At 54.8% G+C, this 21786-nt stretch carries 23 protein-coding genes, 1 pseudogene and 1 riboswitch; of the genes and pseudogenes, 14 read left to right on the top strand and 10 right to left on the bottom strand.

What is annotated here, in order from left to right:
• The first annotated feature begins 26 nt into the window (after positions 1 to 26).
• Complete coding sequence (gene kdpC, locus AC4ED1_RS02665) at positions 27 to 593, top strand: potassium-transporting ATPase subunit KdpC (protein ID WP_490935861.1); 567 nt, start codon at positions 27 to 29, stop codon at positions 591 to 593.
• A gap of 72 nt (positions 594 to 665) precedes the next feature.
• Positions 666 to 1826, top strand: a complete 1161-nt coding sequence (kdpDN, locus tag AC4ED1_RS02660) for a KdpD-like non-kinase potassium sensor (protein WP_490935860.1) — start codon at positions 666 to 668, stop codon at positions 1824 to 1826.
• Between the two features lie 103 nt (positions 1827 to 1929).
• Here kdpDN and AC4ED1_RS02655 read toward each other — a convergent pair whose 3' ends face one another.
• Positions 1930 to 2817: a DUF2334 domain-containing protein gene (locus AC4ED1_RS02655; protein ID WP_490935859.1), complete on the bottom strand. Its 888-nt coding sequence runs from the start codon at positions 2815 to 2817 to the stop codon at positions 1930 to 1932.
• A 338-nt stretch (positions 2818 to 3155) separates the two neighbouring features.
• On the opposite strand from AC4ED1_RS02655, the gene AC4ED1_RS02650 reads away from it, so the two are divergent.
• Positions 3156 to 3374, top strand: coding sequence for a hypothetical protein (locus tag AC4ED1_RS02650; protein WP_490935858.1), 219 nt, complete (start codon positions 3156 to 3158; stop codon positions 3372 to 3374).
• Positions 3375 to 3435: 61 nt separating this feature from the next.
• Here AC4ED1_RS02650 and cbpB read toward each other — a convergent pair whose 3' ends face one another.
• The gene (gene cbpB / locus AC4ED1_RS02645; protein WP_490935857.1) at positions 3436 to 3879 is read right to left on the bottom strand and encodes a cyclic-di-AMP-binding protein CbpB; all 444 of its coding nucleotides are present in this window, start codon (positions 3877 to 3879) and stop codon (positions 3436 to 3438) included.
• A complete protein-coding gene (locus AC4ED1_RS02640; RefSeq protein ID WP_490935856.1) occupies positions 3876 to 4628 on the bottom strand; it encodes a DUF1189 domain-containing protein in 753 nt (250 codons plus the stop codon). Before AC4ED1_RS02640 ends, cbpB begins: the two co-directional genes overlap by 4 nt.
• Before the next feature lie 161 nt (positions 4629 to 4789).
• Between AC4ED1_RS02640 and AC4ED1_RS02635 the strand changes: the two genes are divergently transcribed.
• Entirely contained in the window at positions 4790 to 6133 is a 1344-nt protein-coding gene (locus AC4ED1_RS02635; protein WP_490935855.1) for an LCP family protein, read from the top strand.
• A 52-nt stretch (positions 6134 to 6185) separates the two neighbouring features.
• Here AC4ED1_RS02635 and AC4ED1_RS02630 read toward each other — a convergent pair whose 3' ends face one another.
• A complete protein-coding gene (locus AC4ED1_RS02630) occupies positions 6186 to 6863 on the bottom strand; it encodes a histidine phosphatase family protein (RefSeq protein ID WP_490935854.1) in 678 nt (225 codons plus the stop codon).
• 35 nt (positions 6864 to 6898) lie between these two features.
• A riboswitch (cobalamin riboswitch) is annotated at positions 6899 to 7091 on the top strand.
• Positions 7092 to 7197: 106 nt separating this feature from the next.
• Between AC4ED1_RS02630 and cobT the strand changes: the two genes are divergently transcribed.
• The 5 genes from cobT to cobD are packed head-to-tail and all read left to right on the top strand — an operon-like array spanning position 7198 to position 11760.
• Positions 7198 to 8262 (top strand): nicotinate-nucleotide--dimethylbenzimidazole phosphoribosyltransferase, encoded by a 1065-nt coding sequence (gene cobT, locus AC4ED1_RS02625; RefSeq protein ID WP_490935853.1) that lies wholly within the window; start codon positions 7198 to 7200, stop codon positions 8260 to 8262.
• Positions 8249 to 8920 (top strand): bifunctional adenosylcobinamide kinase/adenosylcobinamide-phosphate guanylyltransferase, encoded by a 672-nt coding sequence (cobU, locus tag AC4ED1_RS02620; protein WP_490935852.1) that lies wholly within the window; start codon positions 8249 to 8251, stop codon positions 8918 to 8920. The genes cobT and cobU overlap by 14 nt, the downstream gene beginning before the upstream one ends.
• Entirely contained in the window at positions 8917 to 9918 is a 1002-nt protein-coding gene (gene cbiB / locus AC4ED1_RS02615; RefSeq protein WP_490935851.1) for an adenosylcobinamide-phosphate synthase CbiB, read from the top strand. The genes cobU and cbiB overlap by 4 nt, the downstream gene beginning before the upstream one ends.
• A 25-nt stretch (positions 9919 to 9943) precedes the next feature.
• Positions 9944 to 10705: an adenosylcobinamide-GDP ribazoletransferase gene (cobS, locus tag AC4ED1_RS02610; protein ID WP_490935850.1), complete on the top strand. Its 762-nt coding sequence runs from the start codon at positions 9944 to 9946 to the stop codon at positions 10703 to 10705.
• A gap of 2 nt (positions 10706 to 10707) precedes the next feature.
• Complete coding sequence (gene cobD, locus AC4ED1_RS02605; protein ID WP_490936083.1) at positions 10708 to 11760, top strand: threonine-phosphate decarboxylase CobD; 1053 nt, start codon at positions 10708 to 10710, stop codon at positions 11758 to 11760.
• Positions 11761 to 11788: 28 nt separating this feature from the next.
• Here cobD and AC4ED1_RS02600 read toward each other — a convergent pair whose 3' ends face one another.
• Complete coding sequence (locus AC4ED1_RS02600) at positions 11789 to 12133, bottom strand: DUF1360 domain-containing protein (protein WP_490936082.1); 345 nt, start codon at positions 12131 to 12133, stop codon at positions 11789 to 11791.
• A 227-nt stretch (positions 12134 to 12360) separates the two neighbouring features.
• Between AC4ED1_RS02600 and AC4ED1_RS02595 the strand changes: the two genes are divergently transcribed.
• Both AC4ED1_RS02595 and AC4ED1_RS02590 read left to right on the top strand, forming a co-directional pair.
• On the top strand, positions 12361 to 13530 hold the full coding sequence (locus AC4ED1_RS02595; protein WP_490935849.1) for a glycosyltransferase: 1170 nt from the start codon (positions 12361 to 12363) through the stop codon (positions 13528 to 13530).
• A gap of 193 nt (positions 13531 to 13723) precedes the next feature.
• Complete coding sequence (locus AC4ED1_RS02590) at positions 13724 to 14296, top strand: hypothetical protein (protein ID WP_490935848.1); 573 nt, start codon at positions 13724 to 13726, stop codon at positions 14294 to 14296.
• Positions 14297 to 14313: 17 nt separating this feature from the next.
• On the opposite strand, the gene AC4ED1_RS02585 is transcribed toward AC4ED1_RS02590, so the two are convergent.
• The 5 genes from AC4ED1_RS02585 to AC4ED1_RS02565 form a co-directional block, all read right to left on the bottom strand.
• Positions 14314 to 14541: an AtpZ/AtpI family protein gene (locus AC4ED1_RS02585; protein WP_490935847.1), complete on the bottom strand. Its 228-nt coding sequence runs from the start codon at positions 14539 to 14541 to the stop codon at positions 14314 to 14316.
• Positions 14542 to 14624: 83 nt separating this feature from the next.
• Positions 14625 to 15809 (bottom strand): hypothetical protein, encoded by a 1185-nt coding sequence (locus AC4ED1_RS02580; protein ID WP_490935846.1) that lies wholly within the window; start codon positions 15807 to 15809, stop codon positions 14625 to 14627.
• Position 15810: 1 nt separating this feature from the next.
• Complete coding sequence (locus AC4ED1_RS02575) at positions 15811 to 16236, bottom strand: GtrA family protein (RefSeq protein ID WP_490935845.1); 426 nt, start codon at positions 16234 to 16236, stop codon at positions 15811 to 15813.
• Positions 16211 to 17287, bottom strand: coding sequence for a glycosyltransferase family 2 protein (locus AC4ED1_RS02570; protein ID WP_490935844.1), 1077 nt, complete (start codon positions 17285 to 17287; stop codon positions 16211 to 16213). The genes AC4ED1_RS02575 and AC4ED1_RS02570 overlap by 26 nt, the downstream gene beginning before the upstream one ends.
• A 14-nt stretch (positions 17288 to 17301) precedes the next feature.
• On the bottom strand, positions 17302 to 17469 hold the full coding sequence (locus AC4ED1_RS02565) for a hypothetical protein (RefSeq protein ID WP_490935843.1): 168 nt from the start codon (positions 17467 to 17469) through the stop codon (positions 17302 to 17304).
• Positions 17470 to 17723: 254 nt separating this feature from the next.
• Here AC4ED1_RS02565 and queF point away from each other — a divergent pair.
• From queF to AC4ED1_RS02550, 3 genes and pseudogenes are all read left to right on the top strand, one after another.
• Positions 17724 to 18047 (top strand): annotated as a pseudogene (gene queF / locus AC4ED1_RS02560) (preQ(1) synthase); the annotation flags it as partial.
• A gap of 98 nt (positions 18048 to 18145) precedes the next feature.
• Positions 18146 to 19762 (top strand): MBL fold metallo-hydrolase RNA specificity domain-containing protein, encoded by a 1617-nt coding sequence (locus AC4ED1_RS02555; protein ID WP_490935842.1) that lies wholly within the window; start codon positions 18146 to 18148, stop codon positions 19760 to 19762.
• 120 nt (positions 19763 to 19882) lie between these two features.
• Positions 19883 to 21757, top strand: coding sequence for a DUF2334 domain-containing protein (locus AC4ED1_RS02550; RefSeq protein ID WP_490935841.1), 1875 nt, complete (start codon positions 19883 to 19885; stop codon positions 21755 to 21757).
• The last annotated feature ends 29 nt before the right edge of the window (positions 21758 to 21786 follow it).

Below are 21786 nucleotides of genomic sequence, written 5' to 3'. Positions count from 1 at the left end.
CATTTAATTTGCGAAGGAGGACAATCATGACATCGTGGCAAACCGCTTTGCGAACCTCTCTGCTGCTGATGATCATTTGCGGATTGCTGTATCCGCTTGTGACCACCGGGATTGCCCAAGTGCTGTTTCCGAAGCAGGCGAACGGGAGCTTGATTGAACAGAACGGAACCATAATTGGATCGGAGTTGATCGCTCAAAATTTTACGTCCCCTGGGTTTTTTCATCCCCGTCTATCCGCTGCGAAGTATGATCCGAGAGCATCCGCTGCAACGAACGCCGCGGTGGCGTCAGAAGAGTATCTGAAAGACCTGCGGGAGAAAGTGGAACAGTTAAAGAATGAAAATCCGGGTCTGACCGACCGGGAAATTCCCGCCGATCTGGTCACGACGTCTGGTTCCGGATTCGATCCGGACCTCTCCCCGGCTGCGGCCAAAGCACAGGTGCCACGAATCGCCAGGGAGACGGGGATCTCCGAAGCGGAGTTGAACGCTCTGATCGACGCCCATACCAAAAGGCGCCAAATCGGCGTTTTTGGCGAACCTCGGGTGAATGTCTTAGAATTGAACCTAGAACTGTTGAAACGAAGACGATAAATATGGGGTAATACGACCGACAGCCGCTCTCGGTGACCGGGAGCGGTCTTGGGGGGTATGGGAGGTTCTAGCATGGTGGTGTCCAATCAGGAAAAAAGGAAAAAACCTGAAGAAATATTGGAAATGATTAAAAAAGAAAACCGGGGATATTTCAAACTCTTTCTAGGAGCGGCTCCTGGGGTCGGGAAGACCTACGCCATGCTCCGGGAAGGGAATGAAATGCTGAAAAAAGGGATCGATATCGTCATCGGCGTAGTGGAAACCCATGGCAGGGTGGAAACGGAGGAGCAAATTGGAAAATTACCGGTGCTTCCACTGAAGAAGGCGCAATATAAAGGAAAAATTCTGGAAGAGATGGATCTAGAGGGGATTCTCAAACGCCGCCCCCAATATGTAATTGTGGATGAGTTGGCACACAGCAATGTACCGGGTTCCAAAAATAAAAAACGGTATGAAGATGTGATGGAATTGCTGGAGTCGGGGATCAACGTGATTTCCGCCATGAACATTCAACATTTGGAAAGCCTAAAAGATACAGTGGAGCAACTGACCGGGGTGAAGGTCCGGGAACGGGTGCCCGATTGGATTATGGCCGAAGCAAACGAGATTCAACTGATCGACACGCCCCCGGAAAAAATCCGCGAACGGCTGCAAGCCGGACTGATCTACAAACCGGAAAAAATCGAACAGTCCCTGAAAAATTTTTTCCGCTTGGGCAATTTAAACGCTTTGCGCGAACTGGCTTTGCGTGAAGTGGCAGACGATGTGGACGACCGTTTGGAAAATTACAAGCATGAACATGGCATCGAGGACATGAAGGGGGCCAACGAGAAAATTTTGGTCTGTGTGCATTACGGTCCCAACGCGGAGCGCCTCATACGGCGGGGGTGGCGAATCGCCAGCCGGCTGAAATGCGAACTGTACATATTGAACGTACCGATGAAACCGGTGCAGGAGATGGATGAGGAGAACCGCAGGAAATTGCGTTCCATCGAGCAGCTTGCGAGAGACTTGGATGCGGAATTTTATATCCGTGCCCGTGGTGGTCGCCGGCCGGAAGATGTGATCGTCGAGTTTGTGGAGGAAAAGGGAATCACGCAGATCGTGATGGGACAATCCGCCCGGTCGCGGTGGGAGGAGATTCTGAAGGGTTCGATCGTAAACCGGATTATGAAAAAAACAAAATATGTGGATGTTCTTATTGTAGCCGATGGAAATGAGGACAGGGATTGAAACTCAGTGTCGGCTCCCGCCGCGATCTTGCCCGGATCGGGGTCCTTTGAGGTTCCGGCTCACCTAAGCTTGTAGTTACGCAACCGACCGAAATAATAGCCTATCACGGTATCACATCGTAAATGGTGACCCAACGGAATCCCCGTTGCCTGAACCCATTCACCAATTTGTGCAGATTCGATTCTTCCCCCTCCTGGTACCGGTATACGGGAAGACCTTCGCGTACGGCCGGCTGGCCGGACACGTCTTTCGCCGGTTCCAGGCAGGCAAATTCCAAAAACGGGTGGTAAAACATCGAAGCCAGTCCCCGGAACGCTGGGAGCTTCGCCAGTATCCGCTTAACCATATTTTGTTCGTCGATATAGTAAAGCGGGGTCGGTATATAAACGATTCCCGTCTCGGAGACGTATACGTTTGCTCCGGCACGGCCGAGAGCGTCGGATTGATAGAGAATTTTTACGAATGAGCCGAAAATCCGCTCCTGTTCGGGAGTGTTGTTGTAATGGGGCGTTTCCCAAAAGTGCGGGACCAGATTCGCTCTTTGAAAAGCGGCCAGGCTTTTTCTGACGCGGTCGACGGTATAAGCGGACGATACGGTTTCCGGCTCGCCGTCCACATTGAATTCCGAACCGGTTCCGGTGTTCTGGTTGTTGTCATCCTTCTTTTGGTTTCCGTATTGGTGGGTGTATCCATGCATGCCGAGCAGCGCTCCCCGCTTTTGCGCGTCTTGCATCAATCGGACGAACTTTTTCACATAGTCGTCGGGCACGGGATCGTCGATCCCTTTTTCGTACCAGGTTCCGTCCGGTTCGATATTTTTCCAGCGGGGAATGAGGGCGACATGGAAAGGCACTTTTGCGGCGAACAGGAAGTCGAAGACAGCCCGCAATCGTCCCAGGTCTTCCAGCGTCCGGTAAGCACCGCCGGGTCCGACATCTTCGAGACGCAGCAAGGCGGGACGGTTTCCGCCCATTTTTTCAGTGCGATTCAATCTGTTTGGCCTCCCTTGCAAACGGGTTTTTGTAACCTATGCCGGGAACGGCTTATTGTTGATTTAAGGAAAATCTTGCCGTACAATCCTGATAAATTCATATCATTTCAAACTCTGCACGCCGGAACGTTGCGCGACTTGTGTCGGCGGTCTTTCCTCCAGGGAAAAGATTGGCGAGCGTTACCTGTACACGTTGCTGGTTGACGAAACAAATGATGTACGGATGATCTCGCGATTTGATAATATGGTATCAATCAAGCGATGTGGATTTTGTGGTGACGGAATACGGCATGGCGGAACAGCTATCTGTGAAGGGCGAAAGAGAGGAGATGTTGCTTATGCACAAGTCTTTGTACAGGCTGCGGGAGTGCCCAGGCTGCCACAAGCCGCTGGGACAATTGGAGTGGATTTCGTGGTGTTCAAAGTGCGGCACGGTGGTTTGTTCCAGTTGCGTCCATCAGGTTCACAAATGCAAGGACGGCCACCCGTTTGGGATTCCGGGCAGGGGGACGCGGTATTTTGCCACCGTCAGCCTACACGAAACGAATCTGAAGTAGTTCTTCGGAAAGCCGGTTAAAACCTTGAGAAAAAATGTCTGGGAGACGTTCCCAGACATTTTCATTTGCCGCGGAAGTGGCGGTATGCCAAGGCGAGGATCGACTTGCGGGTGAGAATCCCGGCAAACAAACCCTCTTTGTTCTCGGCGCAGATAAACGGGTTGTTGATCGACAATTCGAGTGCCCGGAAGAAACTGTCATGCTCTTTCAGGCGCGGCACCCGTGTGCTCATCACTTCTTCCACTTTGCGGTCGGCCAATTTTTCGAATTCGATCCGTTCGATTCCAAGAATCGCGTCCAGAATTAAAGCGGTGCTGATCAAACCGTGGATCCGGTCTTGCAAATCGAGTACCGGGATGGCCGAATAGCCGGATTTGGTCAGCACGAGCAGGGCATGCTCAAGGGAATTGCCCATCAGCACATTCGCCACGTTCTTGGACGGTATGATCAATTCCTTGATTTCCTGTTCCAGAAGATGGCGGTTCGGCATGTTGCGGGTCGTCATATCACATCGTTCCCTTCCTTGAAACTTCCCACCCCATGATAAATATACGTGAAGATCGCCACCCAGTAGGCAAGTCCGATGTACTCATTCTGCAAAAAGAACTGGAGAAAGCCGATGATCGACGCGGGGATAAAAGCGAACCCGGCGACGAGCCAAGCCTCCCGGTAGGAGAGACGCACTTTTCTGGCGGAAGCCAGCAAGGCGGCCACAATGGAAAAGAGCGTGACCTGAATGAATTTCCACCCGATGATGACGACGGACCAGACGATAAGTCCGACGGTCAGAAGCGGTTTTAAAACCGGTATGGCGCTGACCACATCGTTTTTTGTCAGCGGCGGCAGCATCAATTGCTTGTAAGAAACGGTCTGCTGCACTCCGCGGTCGATTACGTACAAATCCGTTTTGCCGACTACGACTCCCGATGTCACTTTGTTCAACGATTCGCGCGGAACGGGCGCTGAGACGTCGACAATCACGTAATATCCGTCTTTGCCGGTCAGTGTCAACGGAGTCGGAGCCTCCACCTGCAGCTCGGTGCCGTCATATCGAAACGGCGGCATTTTGACGGGGAACTCATTTTCCATAAAGGTCACAAACGGGCTGATCGCTCTGCCCAAAATCAGAGCTTGCACAACAGTCAACAGTGTAAAAAAGGCCAGCAATGTCAGGATCAGACGCCAGAGTTTTTGCCGTGTCAACCGCTTGTATGAAGACGGTTTGCGAATGCTGTGCCAAATGGTTGTAAACAATCGACTTCCTCCTTCCAACAGGTTTATTGTAGCGCGTTGCCAATCATTCGTACAGCGAACGGGCACATCGATTTTGGACCAGACATTTCCGAGCCATGACAGGCATGGTAAAATAAACCTGAAGGGAAAATTTCCACAGGCGGGGGAAAAGGAGCGGGACAATGAATCTTCAGGAGTCAGGCACATCCGAGCAACAAACGGAGAAAATCGATGGACGGGCCCGTTCCCGCAAACGGAAGGGAAAAGGGCTGCGGGGCATTTTGCTCTTAACGGCCGCTTTTTTGATTGGCCTGTTCGCATATAATGGCATAGCGTTTATGAAGTTTCTCGACAAGGCGCATCGCAACCAGTTTGCCGAGGTGGGCAATACTGTGGCTGCAAGCCGATGGAACGGGGGCGAGCGGGTGAACGTTTTGTTTCTTGGCGTCGACAACCGGGACAAGGACAAAACTCCCCGTTCCGACACGATGCTGCTTTTGTCGATGGATCCGCAAACCAAGCAAGCCGCTCTGATGTCGATCATGCGAGACACTTACGTAACGGTGCCGGGTCACGGCAAAAACAAAATCAACACCGCGTTCGCCATCGGCGGTCCGAATCTGGCGGTGAAAACGGTTCAGGAATTTCTGCAGATTCCGGTTCATTATTTCGTGGTGACCGATTTTAAGGGGTTTGAGGGCGTCATTGACGCGATCGGCGGCGTCGATCTTAACGTTGAAATTCCGATGGACTATGTTGACGACGGCGTTTATGACATTCATTTGAAAAAGGGACCGCAACATTTGAACGGGAAGGAAGCGCTACAATATGTGCGCTACCGCAAGGACGCGCGGGCCGATTTTGCCCGCACGGAACGGCAGCGCAAACTGGTGAAGGCGGTTCTGGAGCAATTGAAGACACCGCTGACGCTGGTTCGTTTCCCCAGCATGTTAAAAGAAGCGGAACCCTATGTGCAAACCAATCTGACCGCCACTGATCTGGTGCGGATGTCGACGGACATTCTGGCGCTGGATTCCAAGTCGGTAAAAAGCCTGCAGATTCCGCCGGACGACCTTTTAACCGAAACATTCAATTATGTCGGGGAATCGATTCTGGAGCCCGATGTGGCAGGGGTGCGGAAGTTTGTGCGGGACCATTTGCGCCAAGATTCCGCTGTGTCGCAGAATTCACAGCCGGTTTCCAATCTGCCGGGCGCCGCGAAAAATTCCGATTCCACCGGTGGGACGAATCCGGCTTCGGGGGGAGGTTCTGCCGCGATTCCCGGTTCGCCTGCCGCTACAAGCGGAATGGTGGGCAGGAACGGGACCGGACGTACCGCCCGGGTGACAAGCAGCGAAGGGGTCAACGTTCGCCAGGGACCGGGGACCAACAATCCGATCCTGACTTCGGTAGCGCCCGGTGAAGCGGTAACGGTACTAGGCGAACAAGGCGGTTGGTACAACGTGCAACTGAAAGACGGCACGGTCGGCTATATTTATGGTCCGCTGCTGACTTTGGAGCCGTAACACGCTTTCCCGCAAACGGGCGACTGCCTTCTCGGCTGTGTCCGTTTTTTGATCATGGAACACCGAGCCGCTTTTTTGCCGACTCGATCAGTTCCGCAAATTTTTCCTTCGGCAGATGGTCGGTCTGGTTGTGGATTTGCAACTGAAACTGTCCGTTGTCGTAAGCGATGGTTGTGAGGCTGCAATTGGCCACATGGTAACGGTTCCAGTGGGACAATGGTTCGCAGCAAATTCCCGCCAGGAAATACGCAATGGCGCCTGCGTGGGTGACAACCGCCACCGTTCTTCCCGGATGCTGTTCCGCGATGGAACGAAGGGCGGACTCGATGCGGCCAAATACCGCCTGCCGCGTCTCGCCGCCTTCCCAACCGAATTCGTCGGCGCCGGGATTGAGAGCCGTATCTACCATGTCCTTGTGCGTTTCATAAAGGCGGATGATGGACTGCCCGTCAAACAGGCCGAAATTCATCTCTTTCAGGTCATCCCGGCAGGTAAGAGGAACTCCGAGGCGAGTTGCGATAATTTCTGCGGTCTTCGCGGCTCGCGATAACGGGCTTGCGTAAACCGCATCCACCGGGCGGCCCGTCCGGGCAAGTTGTTCCAGCCGTTCCGCCGTGACCTCCGCTTGCTGAATCCCCACTTCGTTGAGCGGTGTATCCGTCCAACCGGAAAGGCGATATTGCAGGTTGTCGTCCGTGATGCCGTGCCGGATCAAATACAGTCTTGCCATTCGACTCACCTTGGTGCATGATGGAAGTAATTCAATAGTCTATTATACTCGCAGGTGCCGTTTTATAGAAACGGAGAATAGGGAAACCGGTTAGAGTCCGGTGCGGTCCCGCCACTGTGAGAGGGAGTTTCCGTTCATAAGTCACTGTCCGGACGATCGTTGCGGACGGGAAGACGAACGGCGGCGATGATCTCAAGCCAGGAGACCTGCCTGCGGGTTTTTGCTTGGCCGCTTTTCGAGGAAAAAGGGGCTGGTGCGCACGCGCCTGTCTCCCTTTGTCCTCCGGCAAGGGGAGAAAATTTTTTACCAAAAACATGATCTGGAGGAGATACATATGGCGTGGAAATTACCGGAAAACATCGAGGGACTCGACCAGGAAGCGATGAAACGCGCCGCAGAGCGGCACGGTCAGTTGACCAAACCGGCGGGCAGTCTCGGCCTGCTGGAGGAGATCGGGATCCGGCTGGCGGGCATCCAAGGCGAGACGATCCCGGCGGCGACGCCGGCTGCGGTGGTCGTGATGGCGGGCGATCACGGCGTTACGGAGGAAGGGGTGTCCGCTTTCCCGCCTGAGGTGACGGTGCAGATGGTCTTGAATTTCATGGCCGGCGGGGCGGCCATCAATGCATTGGCCCGCAACGCCGGGGCGGACGTGCATGTGGTCGACATCGGCGTCAAGTCGGATATTCCATGGACCGGTCCGTTGTCCAACCGGTTGTGGATTGAGAAGGTTCGCTACGGGACAGCCAACATGGCAAAGGGGCCGGCCATGACAAGAGAAGAAGCGGAACGTGCGCTGGCGGTCGGCTGGGAGATGGGGAGCAAGCTGCACGAACAAGGTTATAAAATCGTGGCGTTGGGCGAAATGGGCATCGGCAACACAACGGCCAGCGCGGCGATTGCGTCCGTTCTGACGGGAAGGCCAGTCCGAGAAGTGGTGGGAGCCGGCACCGGGCTCACTTCCGAGGGAGTTTGCCGCAAGATCGACGTGATCGAAAAAGCGATCCGCCTGAATGCCCCCGATCCCGCAGATCCGGTTGACGTGCTGGCAAAAATCGGCGGTCTTGAGATCGCGGGGCTGGCCGGTTTGACCCTGTCCTGTGCGGCACACCGGATCCCTGTCGTCGTGGACGGATTTATCACAAGCTCCGCGGTGCTGGCCGCGGCAAAAATCGAACCGTCGGTTCTGCCGTACCTGTTCGGATCGCATTGTTCCGTAGAGCCGGGGCATCGCATAACGCTTGATGCACTGGACGTACAGCCGCTGTTTGATTTTGCGATGCGCCTTGGCGAAGGTTCGGGAGCGGCGCTGGCCTTGCCGATTATCCAGGGAGCCGCCCGCGTGCTTCGCGAAATGGCAACTTTTGCGGAAGCGGGCGTCGCGAATGCGGATTCATAAGACCGAACAACTCCACGCGATAGTCATTGCGGCAACCGGCCGGGGGGCCGAAATGCGGTATGCAGGAGATGATAACTTGGACAAACCGGCAAAAATCGTTTTGGTGATTGGCGGTTCGCGCAGCGGCAAAAGCCGTTTTGCCGAAACTTATTGTTTGAAACTGCAGAGAGAAACGGGGCTGCCGGTAACATACATCGCCACCTGCCCGCGAATCGACGCGGAAATGGAAGCGAGAATCAGGGCTCACATCGAGCGGCGGCCGGCCGATTGGGGGTGCCTTGAGGAGCCGTGCGCAGCGGCGAAACTCATCCGCAGGCTGGATTCGTCAGCCGGCATTCTGCTGCTCGACTGCTTGTCGCTCCTGTTGAACAACTGGCTTTGGGAACGGGAAACGCAAGGAAACGCCGGGAGGCTTTCGGAACAAGAGGTCGCTTGCCGAACGGAAGACCTGATGCAAGCGTGCAGGGACTATCCGCATCCGGTCGTCATCGTGACGAGCGAAGTCGGGGCCGGAATCGTGCCTGAAACCGGATCTTTGCGGCAGTACCGGGATCTGCTGGGGGTTATGAACCAATGCGTCGCGGGCGCCGCCGATGCGGTGTACGCGGTAATCGCCGGGATCGCTGTCAATCTGAAGGAGTTTGAGACTCGGCTATGATTCATGTGTATCTGGCGTTTTTGCTCGATCTGCTTGTCGGAGATCCACGCTGGCTGCCGCATCCGGTCGTGATCATCGGCAACTGGATTGAGCGCTTGGAGCCGGCACTGCGCAGGGCGTTTCGGACGCCTGCGGCAGCGATCCGCACTGCCGGCGACAGTGGGTTGGCAGACGCCCGGGAAAAATGGGCCGGCGTCTTGCTGGCCGCAATCGTTGTCGGGGGCAGCGGGTGCGCGGTAATTGGGCTGCTCCTGTTGGCTTCTTGGATCAGTCCGTGGCTCGCGGCGTTCGTCAATATCTGGCTGATTTCGACGACAATTGCCGTCCGGGGATTGGCGGAAGCGGGCAACGGCATTCGCCGGGCGCTGGAGCGAGGTGAGCTGGAGCGGGCAAGAGAATTGGCGGGATGGATCGTCAGCCGGGACACGAAAAACTTGCCGGAATCCGAGGTGGTCCGGGCAGCCGTGGAAAGCGTCGCGGAAAATATTGTGGACGCCGTGACCGCACCGCTTTTTTACGCCATGATCGGGGGCGCCCCGCTGGCGATGATGTACCGCGCGGCCAATACCCTCGATTCGATGGTGGGGTACAAGAACGACCGCTATCTCCGGTTCGGTTGGGCATCCGCCAGACTGGACGATCTGCTGAACTGGATACCGGCGCGGATTACAGGCGTGCTGGTGGTGGTCGCCGCCTGGCTGTTGCGATACTCGCCGCAAGGCGCGTGGAAGATGATCTGCAGGGATGCGGCCAAACATCCGAGCCCGAACAGCGGAATACCGGAGGCGGGCGTCGCCGGCGCGCTGGGAATCCGGCTTGGCGGACGAAATGTCTATCACGGCCGGGAAACGTTCCGCGCCTACCTGGGAGAACCGCTTCAGGAATTGGCTCCCGTGCACATTGCGCAGACGATTCGCATTTTGTACGTCAGTTCGGTCTCGATGTTGCTTTGCGGCGGCGCGGTCTGGAGCGTGTTCCGGGCGGAGTGGCACTATTGAATCACGATGGCGGGAGGGAACCCCCTTGCATTCGATTCTGCAGGAATGGAAAATGGCGATTCGGTTTTTGACGAGGATTCCGTGGCCGGAGCGAGGGGGTACACAGCCTGTTTCGTTTGATGAAGGGGCCTTTGTCCGCAGCGTGCGCTGGTACCCTTATGTCGGTTTGCTGATCGGCGGGATCCTTGCCGGGCTTTCCTTGCTTTTCGACGGTCGGCTGCCTGTTGCGGCGGCAAGCGTTCTGCTTCTGATCAGCGAAATTGCGCTGACCGGAGGATTGCATCTGGACGGTCTGATGGATACGGCGGACGGACTGTTGAGCGGGCGGGACCGGGAACGAAAACTCGAGATCATGAAAGACAGCTGTGTGGGGGCGATGGGCGTGATCGCGCTGGTCTGCCTGTTTTCCCTGAAGTGGGTCCTGCTGTCCGCGGTCGGCGGGCGGTTTCCTTTGTTGCTGTTGGTGATGCCGGCGGTGGGACGGGCGGCGATCGTGTGGGCGATCGCCAAGTATCCGCCCGCCCGGCGGGACGGAATGGGAGCGGTGCTGGCGGGGAAAGTCACTTTTTCGCAATGGGCGGTCGCAGGCGCGGTGCTGCTGTTGCCTTTGGCCCTGTGGCGATGGCAGGGAGCCGTTTTGCTCGCCGTTTGCGGGTTGCTGACATGGTGGATGTCATCCGGCATCAGCCGGGCGCTCGGAGGACTGACCGGTGATGCGTACGGAGCGATTTGTGAAGTGACGGAGGTCATCTTTTTGTTGACGGCACTGGGGGTGTTGACGGTTTGAGCATGCAGCATGGGGGAAACATTGCCCGGTACCAGCGCGAATGGGGGTGGAAGCGGGAGGAAATGGTGGATTTCAGCGCAAATCTGAATCCGTTGGGCCCGCCTGAATCCGTACTTGCAGCGATGCGGGACGCGCTTTCGCGCATCGCCGATTATCCGGACCCGAACGGCGGGAATGTGTTGGCCGCCCTGGCGGAGAAATGGTTGTTGCCGGCCGACCGGTTTTTGCTTGGGAACGGGGCGGCCGAACTGATTTTTCTGGCGATGCGGTTGATTCGTCCGAAGCGGATTGCCACGGTTGCCCCCGCATTCCGGGAGTATGAACAGGCGGCGAGACTGGAAGGGGCGGAGATCATGCGGATTCCCTTGTCGGCAGAGGCCGATTTTTTCGTCGAACGGGAACCGCTGTTAAAAGCCCTGCCGGATGTGGATATGCTGGTGCTTGCCAACCCGAACAACCCGACCGGACGCTGTGTCGACCGTTCCGTAATGACGGATCTTTTGCGGGCGGCCGCGGATAGGGACAAATGGCTACTGGTCGATGAGGCGTTTCTCGATTTTCTGCCGGATGAAGAGGAAAGAAGCTTGATACGGCATGTCACCGGGAACGACAGGCTGATCGTGATCCGATCGATGACCAAATTTTATGCGGTTCCGGGTATCCGGATCGGCTATCTGGCGGCGGCGGATGATCTGGTTGAGCGCATGCGCGGGATGCAGGTCCCCTGGTCGGTGAACACATTGGCTCAGGCGGCCGCCGTGGCGGGATTGAAAGACCGGGGATTTCAGGCGAAGACGCTGCGGTGGCTGACGTCCGAACGGACATTTCTGGCGGAGAAGTTGCAAGAAAAAGGGTACCGGGTGTTTTCGTCAGACGCCAATTTTTTGCTGGTCCGCCGGCATGACGTGCATATCGGGCAATTATGGCCGGAGTTGGCGGCGAAGGGGCTGTTTGTCCGCGACTGCCGGTCTTTTGCGGGACTGGACGAGACCTATTTTCGGACGGCAGTGCGGACGCGGGAGGAAAACCTGCGGCTGGTGGTGGCGCTGAAATGACAGGTCTGGACTGACTTTGGCAAACCGCTTATTCGTTAGATTTTTGCGACAGCAATTGGATCGATTTGGTTCCGACTCCGACCAGCGTTTCCAAGATCGCTTGCGCCCCGGCGACCGACAGGACAAAGATCACCGGCATCGCGAGCGACGGCATCAACAGGTATGCCCCACCGAGCAGAATCGCGCTCCAGACCCCCGCGCACCAATAACAGTTGAGCAGATAACCGAACATGGAAACGGGAACTTTTTTCGTTGACGAATGGCCTGCTTCGTCAACGATTCTTTTTTTGCGGAGAAACGGGTTCCGCAAAAATTCGGTGATTTTGTCAAACACGATCAAGTGGGTAAACCGGTAGCTTGCCAGAATCAGCATGGTATAGGTGATCCACGTAACGTCTTTCAATTTTCAACCCCTCCTTGGCCCAGGCGGCTCCCTTGGCGGTTTCCCGTCGGGTTCTCCCTATAGGTTCGCTGATTCGCCTGGACATTATCCGCTGTTATGGCAATTTCGGGAGTTGTCATACCGCCAGTGTGTTGGGACCGGCGGCCGTCTTGTGTTATATTGGTAGCTGTACAAACCCGGTGAAAGGAGTGAACCGCATGAACCTGATGCTGCTGGGCATGTACCCGTGGAATTACGAGGAATTAAGCGATACCGTGCGTTCGATGACCGCTTTTTTGGAGGGTGTCGAGCCGATTTTTCTCAATCCGTGGGCGGAACAACGGTCTTTGGAACTGTCATGGCGGCAACGCATCGACGGAAATCTCCGGATTTGGGACCCACCGTTCGGTTGGCTCCCTACCCGGTTTGGAATCCACAGGGTGCGCGGAAAATTGACTGCCCGTGCGTTAAAAAGGGATGCGGCACGCATACTGGGAGCAGCCTGGCGCGACGACACCGTATTTTATGTAACAGCGTCGACACTTGAGCAATCGTATGAATATGTGAAGCAGTTGAAGCCGAAACGGCTGGTTTTTGACATACTGGACGACAACCTTGGCTTTCCCGGCATTCCCCCTGAAAAACGCGGGGAGTTAAAGCGGATGTTTTTGGAGATTGCCGAACGGGCGGAATTGATTACGGCCGTGTCCCAGTATCTCGTCAACCAGACGGCGGAGTGGACGGGGAAACCGGTAGAGTATCTGCCGAACGGGGTGGATGTGGAGCGTTTCCGGAGGGACTTTGCACAGGGGCGGCCGGACGCGGCCGAGCCGGAAGACATCAAGCGGATCCCGCGCCCGCGGGCGGTTTTTGTCGGAGCGCTCACCGGTTGGATCGATCTTCGCCTTCTGGAAAAAACCGCCCGCCGCTTTCTTGAACGCGGTCCCGCCGTGCACGTGGCGCTCGTCGGGCCCGTATTTGACTCTGTCGATTGGACAACCCTTGACAAGCTCGGAAAGCTCCCGAATGTTCATCTGCTCGGGGGCAAACGGTTTGACGAGATTCCGCTCTACATGCACGCCGCCGACGTGCTGTTGTTGCCGCGCACCTACGATCCGTATTCCCTTGCCTGCGATCCTTTGAAACTGTACGAATATCTGGCGACCGGCAAGCCGATTGCGTCCACTTGGCATCCCAGCGTCGAACGCTTTGCCGGCACGGTGTATGTCGGCCGGGACGATGATTCGTTCTTCGCGGCAATTGAGCATGCGCTGGCGCGTACACCGGAGGCGGCGGCCAGACAGATGGCGTTGGTGGAAGGGCTGTCGTGGAAATCCCGTGCTGCCCGGCTGGTCTGTTTATTGGGGGAAAATTGCGGACGTTCGTAGTGGCAGAGCGCTGCAAAGGGATGGTACCCTGCCGCCCGCGATTTTGTGCCCGCGAAAAAAGAAGGAGCGAAAAAGAAATAGTGGAGCAAAAAAAAAGAGGCCAATTGAACAGTGTGACCACACTTTCACTTTTCTGTCCCAGCTTCATATGATATAGAAAATCAGCCTCCGGTTTGAAAAGGAGGGAGAGGCTGTGGCGGAAGAAATCGTGATTTTTCGCAACGTGTCCGGAGAAATTTCGCGGGATGACCTGCTGTCTTGGAAGAAGTGGGTCAACAAGCTCGGCCTTTTCGTGGATGAGAAAATGCGGGGGAAAATGACTGCGTTGTCTTTGGTCCACAATGATGAAACCGTTATCTTTTATGTCTATGAGCAAGCGGCTTCTTACCAGTTGCACATCGATTACCTGAGGGTCAAAAAAGGCGATGGCCGCTTGGAGCGGGCGATCGAATCGCTGATTCAAACCACCCGGCTGCGGGCGGAAAAATTCAGCTCGGGGCGCGGCGAATTGTGGAGAACCCTTTACGTCAACGGCTTGATCATGGATGAAGGTCCCTTTGTCGAACGTAAATTGCCGGCCGATTTTGAGCTGCGGATTACCAGGGAAGCGTTAATGGGGCATATTTATCTGATTATGGACAAATACATGGAAGCGCGAACAGGCGGAGACCGCATCATGGAAGAAGAATACCTGAAGATTCTGCAAGGATTTGTACGTGAACTGTCGAAAGTCGACGAAGTCCTCCAGTCCCGCAACCGGTCGTGACCCTTGTCTTGAACCGTTTACAAAAAACGTTTTGTCAGCAAGATAATCCCGTAAATTCCGGCGGCAAGTCCTACCAGCAATCCGACCACCAGAAAAGCGGGAGCTGTGCCGAATTGGCTGTCGATCCATTTTCCGAGGTAAACTCCGCCGAGAACCGACAGGGCGAGATCCGTTCCGATCGCCGACACCATGCCGATGGCGCGGTACGGATTGTCTTTTTTGTCGGGTTTTTCAGGTGGATGCATAAAATCAGCCTCCGCAATATGATAATACTTTGCACATGGTTCAGGGTGCCGATCAGTTCCTGTGACGCACGACGCACATTTTCTTAAGCGACCCATCTGTCCAACGACCAGTTGTAAACGAGGGTGACAAGCAAAACGGCAAAGACGAGATTGGTGAAACAATACAGCCATTTGCTTTGTTTCACCAGTTCGTAAACTCCCAAATAGAGCGGAAAAATCACCAGCGAGTAGCGGGAGAAGCTGACGAAATAATCGATCACCTCACCGTGGGCGGGAGCCGCCAGCGGAATCAAAAAAGCGTAAAGCACGATCATCCAATAAGACAGCCGAAGCTTGCGAACAGCGGCAATCAGAATTATCAGAACGAGCGTGACCGTGAAGAACTCCACGAAAAAGTAAATCCAATACCAGTTAAACGGTTTGCCGACCAGATAGCCAATCAGCATCGCATAGCCTTTGTAAAGCGTGACGGCGGGATTCAGAAACCCGCGTCCGAACTGCGTCTGCGCGTGTGAGAAAGCAAACGGGTCGTGAAACTTGTAATTCAAGTACGCCATGTACAAGAAGAACGGGAGCGGTATGGCAAACAACCAGAGAAAATGTTTCCATCGGTTCAGTTTGAAATTGCCAAAGCCTTTGCGAAGGAACGGGACGATGTCGTTCCACGACCGGACTTTAAAATATTCCAGTGCGTAGGGAATGGTCAAAAAAACGCCCGTGTTACGGGTCACGCTGGCGAAAAACCCGCTCGCTCCGGCGCCCGCCCAGATTTCCTTACGGATAAAATACAGGGTCAGCACCATAAACAGCAGGAACAACGACTCGGTATAAGCTGCGGAAAAATAGTAAGATGTCGGGTACAAAGCGAGCAGCCACATGATTTTGCGCGCGTCTCGCTCCTCATAGTCGAGGCGGACCAGGCGGTAAGCAAAGTACAGCATTACGGGGAAAACGGTGTTGGAAACCAGAATCCCCGCCGTTTTTGGAGTTATCGCCAACAGGCTTTTCACAAGAAAAATCAGGATCGGGTACAGCGGAAAAAATGCGGAACTTTTCGGGTCGTACCCTTTTTCCGCGATCATTCCGTACCAGCCCGAATCCCATTTGTAAAAGTTGTCGAAAATCACGTATTTCGCGTAGCCGACCCATCCGTAGCCGGGCAGCAGATGTTTCGTCGCCCAAAAGGCCGGCAGCATGACCAAAATTTTGTTGGCCAGAAAGAGCAGAAGTACGAAGCGGACGGTTTTCAGATCCAACCGGAAAGGCAATCTATCGCTTCCTTTCTTTGTCCCGAAAGGTGAAATACTTGTTTCCCAGATAATTGGAGACAGTGTAAATTCCGGCTCCGACCAGGACGGCCGCGTTTTCGATCAGCTTGCGATTGTAAGCGAACACCGCCAACAGGAACGAGGTTAAATGCAGGCTGATCCAATAGGACAAACCGTAACAGGTCAGTATCACCAGCGCAAACTTCCAGGCGCTTTTGCGGATTGTCTCCTTGTTTTTGAAAGTGAAAGTTTTGTTGAGGCAATAACTGACCGCCGCGCCGGTGGAGTTTCCCAAAAAAGTGGACAGCCAGTAGTTCAGTCCCAACAGATTGAGCAACAGATAGATTGCGGACAATCCCACCAGCGTATTCAGCACACCGACCAGCAAAAAGCGAGTGAAACTATTGTCGAGAGACTGTAACCGCATATGAATCCCGCTCATCGCCACAAACGTCGGTACTGTCGGCGCATTGAGGTTCTCCGGTTTCCGGGGCGACGGAATCCAATTCCGTTTCCACGATGTAGCGCGGACGGCGTTTCGTTTCTTTGTAGATTTTGCCGATGTACTCGCCGATCAATCCCAAAGCCATCAATTGCACCCCGCCGATAAACCAGACGGACACCATCAACGACGCCCACCCCGAGACGGTGTTGCCCAGCAATTTGTCGACAATGGCGTAAAGGCCCGCCGCGATACTGACCGCAAACATGACAAATCCCAGGATGGTCACCCAACGAATCGGCGTTACGGACAAAGAAGTGATGCCGTCAAAGGCGAACATCAGCATTTTTTTCAGCGGGTACTTGGATTCCCCGGCAAACCGCTCGTGTCGGTCGTAATACACGCTGGTGGATTTGAAGCCGATCATCGGCACGATGCCGCGCAAAAACAGATTCACTTCCTCAAACCGGGCCAGGTTGTCCAAGGCGCGTTTGCTTAACAAGCGATAGTCCGCGTGATTGTAGACGATGTTGGCTCCCATCTTTTGCATCAACTTGTAAAACACCTGTGCCGTAGTACGCTTGAAAAACGTGTCGGTCGCCCGGCTCCGCCGGACGCCGTAGACGACATCGTATCCTTCATGGTATTTCAGGACCATTTCCCGGATCGCGTCCACATCGTCTTGCAGATCCGCGTCGATGGAGATGACGCAGTCGGAATGAATCCTCGCCTTCATCAGACCCGCCCACAGCGCGTTTTGATGCCCCGCGTTGCACGCCAATTTCAAGCCGGTGACCGATTTGTCGGATTTGTTGTATTCCGCAATCAGGCTCCAAGTCTTGTCGCGGCTGCCGTCGTCAACGAAGAGAAGTGCGCTGTGTTCCGAAACCAGCCGTTCAAAAATCAGTTCTTCGAGCAACCGGGTCAATCTTTTGACGGTTTCGGGCAGGACTTCTTCTTCGTTGTAGCACGGCACCACGATCGTCAAGACCGGAGGCTTGTTCAATCGGGTCTTTATCGCGCTTGTTTTCTCCATCAGATTCACACCATTCACACCGTTTCGCCTTGTTTGCGCATCGCACGCTTGATGTCCCGCACCAGTTGCGCTTTGTTTTTCCGGAACCGGACACCGCCTTCCTTATAGGAAGGAGGAATCCGAAGTTGTTTGGCGAGATTCTGAATTTCTTTGATTCCCATTTCGTCGATGTTGAACTTCATGCATAACCCTCTTTCTTTTGCCGTTCCGACTATACGCTCCTCATTGTAACATTGTAACCGCCGAGATGTCAGCGCATAAGTGGCTTTTTACAAGTGATTTTTTCGTTCTTTTTCCCGTTCTTTTTCCCGTTCGCTTGACCGGGCGGAAAACCTTCGTTATTCTGTAAGTATTCAGAATTTGCCCCAAGGTCTTTCGGCGCTTTGCGGGAACTGTTGTCAGGAGGGATTTTGTGTCGACACGTCCGTCTAAAGAACTGGAAGTCATCCCGAATCCGCATCCGGATCGGAATTACACGGTGGAAATTGAAAGCCCGGAATTTACGGCTCTCTGCCCAAAAACCGGACAGCCTGATTTTGCGACGATCACCATTAAATACATACCCGGTCCGTCGATTGTGGAACTGAAGTCGTTAAAGCTTTATCTTTGGAGCTTCCGCGACGAGGGGCATTTCCACGAAGATGTGACCAACATCATTCTGAACGATCTGGTGAAAGCGTTGCAGCCGCGGTACATACAGGTAATCGGCAAGTTCAACGTTCGCGGCGGCATTTACACGACAGTGACTGCGGAATATGGCGAAAAAAACGCATAGAAACCGGATGTTTACGGCAAACGGGCCTCGCGCGGCGGCGCGGGGTTTTTAAAAATCACCAGCATGCGTGAGAGGAGAAACCCATGAAAATTACGTTTGTCGGCGGTGCGCGAACCGTTACAGGCTCGTGTTACCACCTTCGAATCGGGTCTGATCAAATTCTTGTCGATTGCGGCATGTTCCAAGGGTCGAAGGAACTGGAGGAACTGAACTACGCTCCCTGGCCGTTCGACCCGACGGAGATTTCTTACGTGTTGCTGACACACGCCCACATCGACCATTCGGGACTTTTGCCAAAGTTGCGACGCGACGGTTTCAGAGGGAAGGTGGTGTGCACCAAATCCACCCATGATCTTTGCATGATTCTGTTGCCTGACAGCGCCCATATCCAGGAAGCGGATTCCGAATGGAAGAATCGCAGGAGATCGCGCCAACGCAGGAAAAAAGTGGAGCCGCTGTACACGGAAAAGGATGCGCAAGCGGTTCTCCCGCATTTTGTGTCCGTTCCCTACCATAAAAAAATCGACCTGACTTCATCCGTCGCCATCCAAATGAGAGACGCCGGCCATATCCTCGGTTCGGCCATCATCGAAATGTGGGTGAAAGAAAACGGCGGTGTGACCAAACTCGTGTTTTCCGGAGATCTCGGGTCAACCGGGCAAGCCATTGTCCGCGATCCGGAGGTGGTGGAGGAAGCTGACTACATCTTTGTGGAGTCGACTTACGGCAACCGCCTGCACCCGCCGATCGCGGAACGAAGCGAACAGTTGCTGGAAATCATCCGTGAGGCGCAGAAAACCGGCGGTTTGGTGATTATTCCCGCGTTTGCCGTCGGGCGCACGCAGGAACTGTTGTATCAACTGCATAAGCTGTTTAAAAAGGGGCTGATCCATGACATTCCGGTCTACGTGGACAGTCCGCTGGCGATCGCCGCTACGGAGATTTTTCAGGCGAATACCGAGTATTACGATGAAGAAGCCGCCGGTTTGTTTGCGCAGGGCGACAATCCGCTCGCTTTTCCGGGACTCCGCTTTATCCGCACGCAGGAGGAGTCGCAGCGCCTGAATCTTGTAAGGGGAACCGCCATCATCATCTCCGCCAGCGGAATGGCAGATGCGGGACGGATCAAACACCACTTAAAACATCAATTGTGGAAAGAGAACAACCATGTGGTGTTTGTCGGATACCAGGCGGAAGGAAGCTTGGGACGGAAATTGGTTTCGGGAGCGAAGCGTGTCCGGGTTCTCGGCCATACCGTACGGGTTGGCGCCAAAATTCACGATTTGTCCGCTTTGTCCGCCCATGCCGACAGGGATCAGCTTATCGCGTGGCTGAAAGGGTTTAAAACCGTTCCCAAACGCGTCTTCATCGTGCACGGCGAGGGGGAGGCGGCGGAAGATTTTTCGCGGGCGATTGAAGAGCAACTGGGCTGGACGGCTTATGTTCCCAGCCGGGGAGAAATCGTCCGGATTGAAGAAAATCAAGCATTGAGTTTTATCGAAACGCCGGAAGCGGACAAAAAGCCGGACATGTTGTCGGAAGCGGAGCTGGATGCGTACTTGCAAGCCCTTGACCATAACGTCGAGGGGTTGGTTCAGGCCCTCCGGAAATACCGCTTGTCTGAAGACCAACTGCTGCACTTGTCCGAACGTTTGATCAAAGTCAATGAAAAATTGGAAGACTTGCAAGACTGGGTCTGATCGGCCGCGCGTTCGGAAGTTGCTTTGCCGGCAAAGCGGCTGTATTGGAACTGGACGAAGCCCTGCGGAGTTTCAACTGAACCGGAAAGTGAGCAACGGTAAGCGATGAGAATGGGCAGAATGATTTTGGTTTTGTTCGCGGCGATAGGGATTGCCGTCTTTGTTCAAACAAGCATTGGCGCAAACGCGCTGCCAGACCTTTACAAACGGCATGCGATGCTGCGGCTGGAGGATGTCGGTCCGGGCGGAAGCTATGCAACGCCGGAAGGATTGGGCAAATTGCGGACGGTATTCGAGTACCTGGAGGAACAGGAGATCCCGTTCCATGTGGCCGTCATACCGCGCTGGAAGAACATACTTCCCGACGGAACTTGGTATGAAAAAGGAATTGACGACCCGAATCCGGACGACATCGTCCAAAAGTTTGTCCGTGTACTGCAGGATGCCCAGCGCCACGGCGCCGTCCTTGGCATGCACGGGTATACGCACCAATTTGGGGCGGTGAAAAGGGAGGACAATAATCAGGACACGGGAACCGGTTTTGAATTTCACGTCAAAGGGGCTCCCGAAACCGATACGGCGGCTTATGCCGCCGACAGAATCGGCAAAAGCCTGGCCGCGTTCGAAAAAGCGGGGCTGCAACCGGGCTTTTGGGAATCGCCGCATTATCACGACACGCGGGAACAGGAAGAAGTTTTCAGATCTTTTGTCGGCGTTTTGTACCAGCCTGATTTCCGCTCGCTCCGTTCGTTTAGAGACCTGAACGTTTACGAAAGCGAAAACGACTTCGGGCACACCACCATGGGATCGGTTTATGTACCGGCTCCGTTAAAATACATGAAAAACAAGAAAAGCGTCGATGACGTCCTTGCGAAGCTGCCCACCTATGAAGGGCTGGCTTCCCTGTATTATCATCCGTTTTTGGAATTTCCGTATCTGGAGCCGGTCAACGACGCGGAAGGCAAACCGGTGGTGCGGGACGGATTGCCGGTATACCGATACAAACCGGGCGAAGAATCGAATTTGCACCGGCTTGTCAACGGCGTGAAGCAGCAGGGATTCCGCTGGATGTCGCTCCATGAAGTGGTGCCTTTTTCGCCTGCGCACCGTGTGAATTTGCCGTCCGGGGTCAAGGCTGCCGATCTGTTGTTGGGCGATGTCAGAGGTGTTGGGCATGCGGATGTGGTTTTCCGGCGGGAGGACCGGATCGAAGTGATCGAAGGCGCTTACAGGTGGCCCCGCAACCGCGTTCAGGAACAGCCGCGCACATGGCTGACGCAAAAATTCGCGCCGGAAGAGCAGCTTTTGCTGGCCGACATCAACGGCGATGGGAAACGGGACCTTGTGGCTTACAACCGGGCGACGGGCGAGGTGCGAGTGTTTTATTCGAGTGGTACCGCATTTTCATCCGGCCTTGCATTTGGCGCTCTGCCGGATGGAATGGACGTTGTGCGTGCCCTTAACGTGAATCGTGACGGACGAGCGGACTTGGTTGGACGCAGACAGAATCAGTTGTTTGTTGCGGTGAATCAAGGCGAACGCCTGGAACTCCGGAATGAGCGCCTGCCTGTACCGGCTGACGCAGCATTGCTTACGGGGGACATTAACGGTGACGGTTACGATGATATCCTCTGTTTCTCGCGAAACGAGAAGAAAATCTACATATTCCCCAATACCGGAACAGGTGAATTTGCGGCACCGATTGCGTTTGATTTGTCGCAGGATGTCAGGCGGCTGCAGGTGCTGGCAAGCGACACCGACGGGGACGGAAAGACCGATCTGATTCTCTATGATCCGGCAGACGGACTTTGGAGCGTGTTGCAGGGGAACGCCGATTTTCAGTTCAGCCGTATCGACAACCCGTTCGGTCCTTGGGCACGGGGAGACCGCACCGGATTTACGGCCGATTTTGACGGCAACAAAAAAGGGGATGTCGCTGCCTATGACGAAACCCGTCATCTGCTGGATTTGGCATTGTCGTTCCGCACAAGGTGACGGAGAACCGCGGTGATCCTGGCGCGATC

The organism is Effusibacillus sp. SKA8 (assembly GCF_058273125.1).
Note: the sequence above shows the minus strand (reverse complement) of the source record. Positions and strands in the feature narration are given on the sequence as shown.